The organism is Emticicia sp. 21SJ11W-3, assembly GCF_024138715.1.
Lineage (GTDB): Bacteria > Bacteroidota > Bacteroidia > Cytophagales > Spirosomataceae > Emticicia > Emticicia fluvialis.
On the sequence record NZ_CP092074.1, the window covers coordinates 4,984,998 to 4,997,266 of the forward strand.

General features: G+C 43.0%; 8 protein-coding genes. 5 read left to right on the forward strand and 3 right to left on the reverse strand.

Annotation, left to right across the window (positions count from 1 at the left end):
- Positions 1-54: 54 nt before the first annotated feature.
- From MB380_RS21115 to MB380_RS21135, 5 genes are all read left to right on the forward strand, one after another.
- Entirely contained in the window at positions 55-2,283 is a 2,229-nt protein-coding gene (locus MB380_RS21115) for a carbohydrate binding family 9 domain-containing protein (RefSeq protein ID WP_253531478.1), read from the forward strand.
- A gap of 78 nt (positions 2,284-2,361) precedes the next feature.
- Positions 2,362-3,243 carry a glycerophosphodiester phosphodiesterase family protein gene (locus MB380_RS21120; RefSeq protein WP_253531481.1) on the forward strand — a complete coding sequence of 294 codons (882 nt, stop codon included), beginning with the start codon at positions 2,362-2,364 and terminating at the stop codon, positions 3,241-3,243.
- Positions 3,244-3,363: 120 nt separating this feature from the next.
- Positions 3,364-4,884 (forward strand): GH3 auxin-responsive promoter family protein, encoded by a 1,521-nt coding sequence (locus tag MB380_RS21125; RefSeq protein WP_253531484.1) that lies wholly within the window; start codon positions 3,364-3,366, stop codon positions 4,882-4,884.
- 108 nt (positions 4,885-4,992) lie between these two features.
- Positions 4,993-6,216 (forward strand): exonuclease SbcCD subunit D, encoded by a 1,224-nt coding sequence (locus MB380_RS21130; protein ID WP_253531487.1) that lies wholly within the window; start codon positions 4,993-4,995, stop codon positions 6,214-6,216.
- Positions 6,217-6,230: 14 nt separating this feature from the next.
- Complete coding sequence (locus tag MB380_RS21135) at positions 6,231-8,873, forward strand: AAA family ATPase (RefSeq protein WP_253531490.1); 2,643 nt, start codon at positions 6,231-6,233, stop codon at positions 8,871-8,873.
- A 78-nt stretch (positions 8,874-8,951) separates the two neighbouring features.
- Here the strand turns inward: MB380_RS21135 and hemC are convergent, their stop codons facing one another.
- The 3 genes from hemC to MB380_RS21150 are packed head-to-tail and all read right to left on the reverse strand — an operon-like array spanning position 8,952 to position 12,215.
- On the reverse strand, positions 8,952-9,890 hold the full coding sequence (gene hemC, locus MB380_RS21140) for a hydroxymethylbilane synthase (protein WP_253531493.1): 939 nt from the start codon (positions 9,888-9,890) through the stop codon (positions 8,952-8,954).
- 13 nt (positions 9,891-9,903) lie between these two features.
- Positions 9,904-11,010: a DNA polymerase III subunit delta gene (locus MB380_RS21145; protein ID WP_253531496.1), complete on the reverse strand. Its 1,107-nt coding sequence runs from the start codon at positions 11,008-11,010 to the stop codon at positions 9,904-9,906.
- Positions 11,011-11,033: 23 nt separating this feature from the next.
- Positions 11,034-12,215 (reverse strand): putative sugar nucleotidyl transferase, encoded by a 1,182-nt coding sequence (locus MB380_RS21150; protein ID WP_253531499.1) that lies wholly within the window; start codon positions 12,213-12,215, stop codon positions 11,034-11,036.
- Positions 12,216-12,269: the final 54 nt, after the last annotated feature.

A 12,269-nucleotide genomic window follows, 5' to 3' on the forward strand; every position in this document is an offset into this window, starting at 1 on the left:
TTGTTTTTAGCTTTGTAAATTTACTGTTTCAACCTTATAACCTCTTTTAATACTTTGAAACCTAGCTTTACAAAACCTTTTTACTTTATCTTTTACCTATGCAGCTTTGTTTTTCTCTCCCATGCCTTCGCCCAAAAGAAAAACGATAAAATAGAATACCACATTCATCGTGCCACATCAGCCGTCAGGATAGACGGCATACCAGATGAAAGAGCCTGGGCAGAAGCACAACTGGCCTCTGATTTCCATCAGGTGCTGCCTATGGATACCAGCAAAGCCTTTGTACGAACAGAGGTGAAGATGACCTACGACGATAAAAACCTGTATGTGCTGTTTATAAACTACGAAAAAGTACCGGGGCCTTATATGGTTGAATCACTGAAGCGGGATTTTAATTTCGGAAAAAATGACAACGACCTGCTCTTTATAGATACTTTTGACGACCAGACCAACGGCTTTACATTTGGTGCCAACGCACATGGTGCCCAGTGGGACGGCCTCTTGTATAATGGCAGTTCGGCCAACCTGAGTTGGGAGAACAAGTGGACTTCTGAAGTAAAATATGACGACGACAAATGGATTTGGGAGGCCGCAATACCGTTTAAAACTCTGCGCTATAAAAAAGGAATTACCCGCTGGGGCGTTAATTTCAGCCGGCTAGACCTAAAAACTACTGAGAAATCTGCCTGGGCGCCTGTTCCCCGGCAGTTCCCTACTGCATCGTTGGCATACGCCGCCTCTTTGGTGTGGGACGAAGCCCCACCACAGGTGGGTTCAAACATCTCTATTATTCCGTATGCCCTTGGGGGTGTAAGGGCAAATCAGGAAGCCAACTCGCCCACGAAATTCAGAAGAGACCTAGGTTTTGATGCCAAAATAGGGCTTACTTCCTCATTAAATCTTGACCTGACTGTCAACCCCGACTTCTCGCAGGTTGAAGTTGACCAGCAGCAAACCAATCTCGACCGTTTTGAGCTATTATTCCCTGAAAGAAGACAGTTTTTTCTTGAAAACGGCGATTTATTCTCCAATTTCGGTTACCAGAACATCCGTCCGTTTTTTTCGCGGCGAATAGGCTTAAATGCTCCCATTAACTTTGGAGTCCGTTTGAGCGGCAAGCTCAATAAAGACTGGCGGATTGGCTTTATGGATATGCAAACCGGAAAAAATGACTTAGGAGTACCTGCTCAGAATTTCGGTGTCATTGCCCTGCAACGACGAATGTTTGCCCGTTCAAATATCGCCATCATGATGGTAAACAAAGAAACCCTCAACTACAGCAACACTTCAGATTCGCTTGTTAAACTTAACGGACTGACACAGTTTAACCGCAACCTGGGTATTGAATACAATCTGGCCTCAAAAAAAAATGACTGGACGGGTAAACTACTCTATTTAACATCTTTTACCCCCAATACTAAAAATAACGACGATGTTTTTGCCGGTAATATTCTTTATACCTCTAAAAAATGGGTAACGGGTATACAGGCAGAACGCGTAGGATACAGTTATTCGGCTGAGGTTGGGTATGTTCCTCGCATCAACTATGGTAAACTGAACCCCCAGATTGCCTATCTGATGTTTCCGAAGGCAGGTGGAACCATTCTAAGCCACGGGCCAACTGTTATGCTTACTCATTACTTTACAAAAGATTTTACGCAGGAAACAGAAAACGAAAAACTGATTGGCTATAAATTCAATTTCAGAAAGACCAACACCTTGTTTATCTGGGGTGCGCATAATTATGTAAAACTGTTAAGCGCTTTTGACCCCACCAATTATGCCCGGGTGTTTTTACCGGCGGGAAGTGAACACAAATGGGATTCTTTCGGTTTTGATTATACATCCAAACCCCAGGCATTACTTACCTATCTGGTTTCAACGCGTTATGGAGGCTACTATGCTAACGGAACCCGCCTGCGCTTAAACGGAGAGGTGGGTTATCGATTCCAGCCTTTTGTGGCCATTACCATGAGCGCCAATTATAACCGCCTGGCGTTTGAGCAAGACCCCGTTCTGCCTAAAGAATTAATAAATAAACAATATAATCTCTGGCTGTTGGGTCCGAAAATCGATGTTACCTTTACAAATAAATTGTTCCTGACTAACTTTGTACAGTTTAACAACCAGAATAACAATTTCAATATCAATACCCGTCTGCAGTGGCGTTACAGCCCGGCATCAGACCTGTTTCTGGTTTATACCGACAATTATTTTTCTGATACTTTTCAGGTCAGAAACCGCAGCCTGGTTGTTAAATTTACGTATTGGTGGAACGTCTGATTTTAAGTGGTCATAATGAACCGCTATCACATACCTGCCAAACCAGATTTGCTTATTACTATTCAATCATAACAACTCATGAAAGCCTTATTATTCTTATTGTTTCCGGTTTTAGCAATGGCACAAACTACACCATTTGAAATTGAAGGCCACCGTGGTGCACGGGGTCTCCTGCCCGAAAATACCATTCCTTCGTTCAAAAAAGCAATTGACCTGGGGGCCCATGTCATTGAACTGGACGTTGTCATCTCTAAAGACAAAAAAGTGGTGGTTTCGCACGACACCTATTTTAATCCTGACATCACCACCGACCCCGACGGTATATTTATAACTAAAGAAACCCAGGGGAATCTGTACCAGATGGACTACAAGCAAATAAAAAAATATGATGTGGGGGCACGTGGCAACAAAGGGTTTCCTGAGCAGGAAAAAATGAAAGCGCACAAACCCCTGCTGACAGAAATGATAAGAGAAATAGAAAAATATACCAGACAAAAAGGCTTGCCTCCGGTAAAGTATAATATAGAAATAAAAAGCAGTGAAAAAGAAATTGGCAAAACCCAGCCAGAGGTAGCTGAGTTCTCAGATCTGGTTTATAAAATAATTGTGAAAGAATTGCCTTTAGAAAGAGTAAACATGCAGAGCTTTGACTACAACGTTCTGAAACACTGGAATGCCCAGACTCTGGCCGGTAAATACAAAAAAATTGCCGTTGCTGTGCTCATTGAGCCCCGCGCCAATAACGACGTACAGGTGAATCTGGACAAGCTGGGCTTTAAGCCCGACATCTGGAGCCCCTATTTTACGCAGGTAACTACCGAAAGGGTAAAACAACTGCACGAACTGGGCATAAGGGTGATTCCGTGGACGGTTAACAAAAGAGAAGACATGGAAAAAATAAAGGCGCTGGGCTGTGATGGCGTAATAACCGACTACCCTGACAGGGCAAAAGGCTTGTAATGGTGTTTTCGCAAACAATTGCTCCGGCATTGTGTTGATTTAAAAAACAAGATTATTGAAATTGCGTACAAGCAAAGAAATTTACATAATTTACACAGTAATCCAGAATTCATAAATGTCGTGAGCATTTTAAACGATATACTTGGTTTTTTTATCAAGAGAAGAATAGAGCGTATTGAAGAGTTTTTGCAATATCCTATTGAAACCCAACAACGTATCTTTCATGAACTGATAGAAAGCGCCCGTTTTACCGAATGGGGTCTTAAATATGGCTATGGCAGTATTGAAACCATAAAAGATTTTCAGGAAAGGGTTCCTGTTTCGACCTACGAAGAGTTGTACCCCTACATTGAAAGGGTACTGAAAGGCGAGCAGAACGTGCTATGGTCGTCTGACATCAAATGGTTCTCCAAATCGTCAGGTACAACTAACAGCAGAAGCAAATTCCTTCCGGTATCAGAAGAGTCGCTGGAAGACTGCCACTACAGAGGCGGTAAAGACGTAATGACCCTGTACCTGAACAACCGCCCCGAAACAAAGCTTTTTGAGGGTAAAGGATTGTCTATCGGTGGCACACTCCATAAAAATCCGTTTAATCCTAATACGCAGGCAGGCGACATATCGGCAGTGATTATGAAAAACCTGCCTACCTGGGCCGATTTCATACGTACTCCACCTATTGATGTTGCGCTGATGGAAAACTGGGAAGAAAAAATGGAGCAGATGATAGAAATTTGCTCGCAGGAAAACGTAACCAGTATTCTTGGCGTACCCACCTGGACAGTAGTGTTGCTTGAAAACATTATGGAACGCGCCGGAAAGAAAAACATGCTTGAGGTATGGGAAAACTTTGAAGTATTTGTGCATGGCGCGGTGGCGTTTCAGCCTTACAGAGAGTTGTTCAGAAAAAAATTCTTCCCTTCTGACCAGGTGGCCTACATGGAAACCTACAATGCGTCAGAAGGCTTTTTTGCCATACAGGATGAACTAAGCCGGGTAGGCGAAATGCTTTTGATGCTTGATTACGGCGTTTTCTATGAGTTTATACCCATGGAAGAATGGGACAAAGACCACCCGAAAACAATTTTACTGGACGAGGTTGAACTGGATAAAAACTATGCGCTGGTGATATCGACCAATGCTGGCCTTTGGAGATATAAAATTGGTGATACCGTAAAGTTCACTTCAAAATATCCGTTCAGAATAAAGGTAAGCGGCCGTACGAAACACTTTATTAATGCTTTTGGCGAAGAAGTGGTAATTGAAAATGCAGACATAGCCATAACAGAAGCCTGCCAGGCCACCGGCACCACAATGGTTGATTATACCGCCGGCCCGGTTTACATGGGTGAAGGCAACAAAGGCTGCCATGAATGGGTGATAGAATTTTCTAAAAAACCGGTTGATGAACACCTGTTTGTGCAAACATTGGACGAAACCCTGCGAAAGGTAAATTCTGATTACGATGCCAAACGCTATAAAGACATGGCACTGCATGCGCCGAAGGTACATTTTGTAGAAAACGGCACTTTTTATCAGTGGATGTCGAAGCGTGGTAAGCTTGGCGGGCAAAACAAAGTGCCGCGCCTGAGTAATTCTCGCGAGTACATAGATGATATACTTGATATGGTAAAAAGTTGATGCCAGTAATTACTGTAATTCTTGCTGAAGCCACTAATTTTGTAATTGAGTGGCTTTTTTAATTCTTGTAAAAAACCACCTGTTCTTGCGCTGTAACCATAACAACCCATGAAAATCTTACATACTGCCGACTGGCACCTAGGAAAAAGGCTCGATAATTACCATCGGCTTGACGAACAACGGGAAGTGTTGCAGGAAATCTGTGAGATTGCCGAGCGTGAAGCCGTTGATGCCGTTGTGGTAGCAGGAGATTTGTTCGATAACTTCAACCCGTCGTCTGAGGCGATGGAATTACTCTATTCTACGCTTCACCGGTTGTCAGACAACGGTAGCCGTGCCGTAATAGCCATTGCCGGCAACCATGACTCGCCCGAACGAATTGAGGTGCCTGATGCCCTGGCCCGTGCCTGTGGTATTCTGTTCGCGGGCTTTCCTAACATGAAGGTAAAACCCTTTAAGACCAAAGCCGGGCTTGAGCTGACGAAGGTCGATAATGGTTTTGTAGAACTTAAAATACCCGATAATGATTTCCCTCTTCGTATTATACTAACGCCTTACGCCAATGAACAACGCCTGAAAACATTTTTGGGCTTAGCAGACACAGACGGGGTCCTTCGTGCACATCTGCAAAACCATTGGCAGACACTGGCCGACGAATATCTCGACAACAACGGCTTTAATATGCTGGCCACTCACCTTTTCTTTATGAAAAAAGACGGGGTAATGCCCGAAGAGCCGGAAGACGAAAGACCGATTCTGCATATTGGCGGCGCGTCGGTTATTTATTCAGAAAACGTACCGGCACAAGTACATTATGTGGCACTGGGGCATTTGCACCGGTATCAGGTAATAGATACAGTACCTGCGCCGGTAATTTACGCGAGCAGTCCGCTGGCCTATAGTTTTTCAGAAGCCAACCAAACCAAATATGTAGTTTTAATTGAGGCCGAGGCAGGCAGGTTAAGCAGCTATCAGCCCATTGCACTCACCAAAGGCAAACAATTGCTGAGCAAGAGATTCGAAAGCATTGATGATGCACTGGTTTGGCTGCAAGAAAACCCTCATGCGCTGGTGCAGCTCACGATCGTGTCTGACAAGTATCTGGAAGCCACAGAGAAGAAACGTTTGCTGGATGCCCACGACGGCCTGATTCAGATAATACCTGAAATCAGAAGCCTGAACGACGGCTCTTCAGAGGCTTCAAAAATTAACCTTACTATGAGCGTCGAAAAGCTGTTTGAAGAATATTTTAAGAGCAAAAAAGGACAGGAGGTTTCAGAAGAACTGATGCTGCTGCTGAAAGAAGTACTTGCCGAAGGAGAAGAACAGTAAAACCGATTGAAAGTATGATTCCGCAATATCTTAAAATTAAAGGGCTTTACTCTTACAAAAGCCTGCAGGAGATAGATTTCTACAACCTTACAGATGCCACGCTGTTTGGTATCTTCGGTTCTGTTGGCAGTGGTAAGTCGTCCATACTGGAAGCCATTGTTTTTGCACTTTATGGAGATACAGAACGCCTGAATAAATCGGGCGATGAGCGCTATTATAATATGACCAATCTCAGTTCTAACGAACTGTTCATTGAATTTACCTGCCTCGCCGGAAAAGACGACACTAAGTATCGCTTTGTTGTGCAAGGTAAACGAAGCAACAAAAACTTTAAAGAAGTAAAAGTAGAACGGAAGGTCTATCAGTGGCTTAATGAGACATGGATGCCGGTATCTCTGGAGGAAGTAACCGAAAACGCCATTGGTTTAAGCTATGAAAATTTCCGTCGGACAGTCATAATTCCACAGGGCAATTTTCAGGAGTTTATAGAATTGAAAGGCCGGGACCGCTCAGAAATGATGAAAGTGCTATTTGGCCTTGAACGTTTTGACCTGGCCGAAAAGAACAAACGCCTGACCGAACGGAATCTGCAGGAATTACAAAGAATAGAAGGCCAGCTATTAAGTTTAGGCGAAGATACTCCCGAAAGCATTGCTCAGCAAGAGCAGGAGCTACAGTTAAAAAAAGAGATGAGCAAAAGTCTGGAGGCAGAACTTTTGCTAAAACGCAATGAAGAAAAGCAGCAGAACGAACTGCTCAAGCTGTTTTCTAACCTGAATGCCACTACCCGCAGGCATGAGCTGCTGAAAGAAAAAGAGAAATGGTTTAAAATGCGGGAAGAAAAACTGAAACTTTATGAAAAATGTGTCTTGAATTTCAAATCGTTATTTGACCAGAAAACGATAAAAGAAAAAGAATATAATCGTGAAAAAAACGAGATAAACGCTAATAAGGCCACATTGGTCGACAAACAATCGCGCTTTCAGTCTATTCTTATAGAATTGGATAAAATTAAGCCTTTTTATGAAAAACGAGAGGAATATATCGAGAAAGCCAAAGAATTAAACACCATCAAAAGTCTAAAGACAATTGAAAAAGATAAAAACACCTTACAAGAAAGAATAATCAAAGGCAAAGAATTATTAAAAAACAAAGAAGAGATCATACAAGGCCTTTTGCAGGACAAACATATACTGGAGCAAACCCTGGAAAAGAGAAAAGCCGAACTGAAAGAACAAAAAACCGAGTTAAAGCTAGATGAGGAACTGCTGCATCTAAGAGTTCAGAAATCGTTACAGCAATTTGCTGACGCGCTGAAAGACAACGAGCCTTGTCCGCTTTGCGGTTCAGTGCATCACCCTGAAATTCTTAGCTCTAATGATGACTTTGATGCAAAAATCAGCCTGGTTGTCCGCCAGAAAGAAAGCCTGAAAACCGAAATAGAACAAGCAGAAGCCAGAATTAAAAATACCCTTGCGCAAATTGAAAAAGAAAATGCCGATAGAGCCTCGTATGAAAGGGCGCTATCTAAACTCACCGAACAGCTTGCCGGTTTTGAGGCACAAAAAGAAGTATTTTCAGGACAGTTAAAATTTCTGAACTGGTCTGATTATGATTCCCTTGGCATTGCAGACATAGAAACCCAACAAATACAAGCAGAAAACGAGCATAAAAGAATTATTGAAAGCTTTACCCGCCTGGATGTAGAACACCGCTCGGTAGAAGGTCTGATAAAAACAACTGAGGGGGTATTGACAACGCTGCTGGCCAATCTTGATAAACAGACAAAGGCTTTGCAAACCATACAGCATAGCATTAACCTGCAATTGAAACAGGATGGTTTTCTGACTGAGACAGATGTGCAGGAAATACTGAAACAAAACCTGATGATTGAAAAAGAACGACAGGAGATTCAGGCGTTTCAGACAGATTTACAGGCTACCGAACAAACCCTGGAACAATTGCTGAAAGATACGGAAGGCCGTAAATATGATGCAGAAACACACACCCAGATAAAAGAAACCATTAAGATAAGTGAAACCCGGTTTAATGATCTGAAGAAAGAAGAAGGCAGGCTTGAAAAAGAGATTCAGAGCGCTATTGAAAACCTGAAAACCAGGCAACTGCTTACCGCAGAAAAGAAAAGACTTGAAATAAGAAAAGACAACCTTGACACCCTGCAAAAGCTATTCAAAGCCAATGGGTTTGTTGATTTTGTGTCGAGCATTTACCTGAAAAACCTGGCCAATGCAGCTAATGAGCGTTTCCACCGTATGACACGCCACCAATTGCACCTGGAAATAAATGCCGATAATGATTTTGAGGTGAGAGACCTGCTGAACGGCGGCAAAACCCGATTGCTAAAGACCCTCTCTGGCGGGCAGAAATTTCAGGCTGCCTTATCGCTGGCCCTGGCACTTGCAGATAATATTCATAACCGGGTGCAGTCGCGCCATAATTTCTTCTTTCTGGACGAAGGGTTCGGCTCGCTTGACAAAGACTCCTTACAGATTGTTTTTGAGACGCTTAAGTCTTTGCGCAAAGAAAATCGTATTGTAGGTATTATATCGCACGTAGAAGAATTACAACAGGAGATACAGACATACCTGAAAATTGAAAATACCGAAGACGGCAGCAAGGTTTCAAAAAGCTGGTAAAAATATCAAATCAAGCGAAATTTATCACGAATATTTTAAAACGAGGGATCCGCAAAAGAATAAGCCCTCGTTTTAATTCTATATTTTCTCTTTTATCTCTCTCAGTATTTCATGTCCGCCATCTGCCAAAACGCGTTCAGCTACTTTTATACCCAGTGCTTCGGGGTCGTCAACAGTTGATTCTTCTACTACTTTAATGAGTCTCTTACCGTCAAGACTTATCAGCCCGGCTGTCATTTTCAAATGCAAGCCTCCTTGTTCGTTGGGTTCTAAAGATGCTTTACCGAAAGACGGAATAGAACAGCCCCCCTGTAATTTTTTCAGATAGGCCCTTTCTGCCAAAAGGCATTTCTGGGTTTGGGCATCGTTAATTAACATTCCAATCATCAGGCGTTTTTCTTCTGCCAGCGTCTTTGATGCCTCAATGGCTACACACCCCTGCCCTACCGGCGGCACAAATTCTGTCAATGGCAGGTGTTCAGCTATCAGGTCATCATAATGCATACGGTGTACACCTGCATAAGCCAGCAGCAAGGCATCACATTGCTTTTCTTCCAGTTTGCGCAGGCGTGTTTGTAAATTACCGCGCATATCTACCACCTGTATATGCGGATAGTAATACTTCAGCATTGCCACCCTGCGGGTTGACGACGTACCTACTACAAATGGCTCACCACTTTGTAAAGACAGATTCTTATTGAAGCTCACCAGCACATCATTTACCAACTCGCGTTCAGTAAAGGCAATAATCTCAAGGTCTGCTGCCAGCTCAGACTGCAAATCTTTGGCAGAATGAACGGCAATGTCTATTTCACCACTCCGTAACTGGTCTTCCAGTTCTTCCGTAAAAACGCCTTTGCTACCAATTTTAGACAAAGAGCGGTCTAATATTTTATCACCTTTGGTTTCTATAATTACAATCTCGGTCTCTACGCCTTTGGCTTTTAGTTTATCTTCTACGTAATACGCCTGCCATAGTGCCAGCTTGCTTCCGCGGGTGCCAATTTTTATTTTCATGTACGTTTACTTTTTATGCTTTTGCCATTAAGCGGGCTATCATTAACGAAATATCTAAAAAAAGTATTTTTGCCCGGGCATTGCGCTCTATATGGTAATGTGCTTCGCTGAATAGCTCGGTTATCTGCTCCAGGTTATTGAGGTTAATAGCGGCAGAGAATCGCTGCACAAAAACCAGCTCTTCATTTTCAAGCCTTACCAGGCTTTCACCACCATTGGTATATAAAAACATTTCTCTGAACAAGCTCAGGCCATATTCAAGCATTGCTTTTTGCTGCTCTTTGCTTTTGGTATCAAACTCATCGGCCATTGGCACCAGTTTCGACACATTAGTCGCATAGCACATCCGCATCCAGTTTGCAAACCAGGCATGATCATTATCTTCGGCCTTGTCTATCATCTCAAGCACACTATGCATATTGCCTTCCGACAGAAAAGCAATCTGCTTTGCTCGTTCATGGGGCATGTCGCGGTATTTCAACAAATAGCTGATAATTTCCTGCTCTGTAAATTTTCTGACAGCCACCCTCTGTGTGCGTGATATAATGGTTGTTAGTAATCGCTCCATGCTGTTTACTACCAGCAAAAATAAGGTTTGCTCTGGTGGTTCTTCCAGAATCTTCAATAAAGCATTGGCCGTAGTGTTGTGGAAATATTCAGCCTGCCATATAATTACAATCTTGTAGCCTCCTTCGTACGATTTCAACGAAAGCTTCTGGATAAGTTGTCGGGCTTCTTCAGCAGGTATATTTCCTTGTTTTACCCCAATTTTCTCCAGCCAGTCGGGTAAGTTACCGTAAGGCGTTTCATTAACAAATGCACGCCATTGAGACATAAAGTTTTCTGAAAGCACACTTTTACCCCCAGCCGTAGGAAAAATATAGTTGACATCCGGATGTGCCAGTTTACTCATTTTTAAACAACTGGCACAGCGGCCACAGGCATCGTCAGACTGCTTGTCTTCACAATTAATGTACGTAGCATAAGCCAGGGCCAGCGCCAGGTTGGCGGTTCCTTCATTGCCATGAAATAACTGCGCATGCGCCACATGGTTATTGGCAACAGTACCAATAAGCGACTGTTTAATATCTTCAAGACCTGTGATTTCGCGAAAAAGCATGATGCAAAGTTAAGACATTATCATCAAATAGACGATTCTGTCTCATGAATGTATTGCAGGATTTGCAGATCGGCGGCAGAAAGTTGGGTTTCACGCCTTTTCATGGTCTCGTTTATCACCTGAATGGCTTTGTTGAAACGATATGGCACATAGCCGGAGTCGGCGCCACCCCACCTGAAAGAAGGCACGTGCTTGTTCTGAAAACCTGCACCGAAAATATTAGAACATACCCCTGCTACCGTACCCGTGTTAAACATGGTGCTGATACCCGCTTTGGTGTAGTCGCCCATGAACAAGCCACAGAACAATTCTCCGCTTTTTTCCAGCTGACGGCTTACGTAACTATATAACTTTACGTCGGTGTAATCATTTTTCAGGTTTGAGTTATTCGTATTGGCTCCCAGGTTACACCACTCACCAATTACTGAATTACCCAGAAAACCATCATGCGCCTTATTACTATAGGCAGTTAATATAGAGTTACCTACCTCACCCCCTGCCCTGCAAAACGGCCCCAGCGTGGTATTGGCTCGCATCTTGCTCCCCCAGGCTACTATACTGCCCTCATCGGCAGAAAAAGGACCAATGATAATGGCACCTTCCTGTACTGTAGCATTTTTACCAATGTATACCGGACCATTTTCGGCATTAATTATGGCTGCTTTGATAATGGCGCCTTCTTCAACAAATACGTTTTCTGGCGCATAAATACGGGTAAAGGGGTCTGTAACCGGCTGTGTGTATCGGCCTTGCGTTACCAATAGATAATCAGCCTTAATCTGGTTTCCGTTATTAAGGTAGATATCGGGCAGGTTTTTCAGAATAGTCAGTTGCGTTGCGGGAAATTCTTTTAACCCATATCGCGAGTAATCTATCGGGAAATTAAGCTTTTCTTTGGTTTTTATTGCAAGCGTTGTGTCTCCTTCAACAAGTGCTTCGCCATTATTCAACTGGCTGATTTCTGATAGTAACCGGGCATCTGGGCAAACGGCTCCATTAATGTAAAGATTATTATCAGTGGCAATATCTTCAAATTTTGTTTGCAGGTAGTTTTCTGTCAGAAAAGAAACCTTTGTATGCAGCATCCTTTCCCACTTTTCAGCAATGGTGAGTATCCCGCATCTGATACCGGCTACCGGTTTGGTAAATGTAAACGGCTTTAGCTGATTTCTTATCTGAATGTCGTCAAAAACAATGTAGTTCATCTGATTTCCTTTAGTTTTTCCGGCGGTAAAGATAACTAAAATTTACCTCTGTAG

Coding starts and splice junctions, on each gene's coding strand:
- MB380_RS21120 (WP_253531481.1), top strand. CDS start 2,362: ATGAAAGCCTTATTATTCTTATTGTTTCCGGTTTTAGCAATGGCACAA.
- MB380_RS21130 (WP_253531487.1), top strand. CDS start 4,993: ATGAAAATCTTACATACTGCCGACTGGCACCTAGGAAAAAGGCTCGAT.
- MB380_RS21135 (WP_253531490.1), top strand. CDS start 6,231: ATGATTCCGCAATATCTTAAAATTAAAGGGCTTTACTCTTACAAAAGC.
- hemC (WP_253531493.1), bottom strand. CDS start 9,890: ATGAAAATAAAAATTGGCACCCGCGGAAGCAAGCTGGCACTATGGCAG.
- MB380_RS21145 (WP_253531496.1), bottom strand. CDS start 11,010: ATGCTTTTTCGCGAAATCACAGGTCTTGAAGATATTAAACAGTCGCTT.
- MB380_RS21150 (WP_253531499.1), bottom strand. CDS start 12,215: ATGAACTACATTGTTTTTGACGACATTCAGATAAGAAATCAGCTAAAG.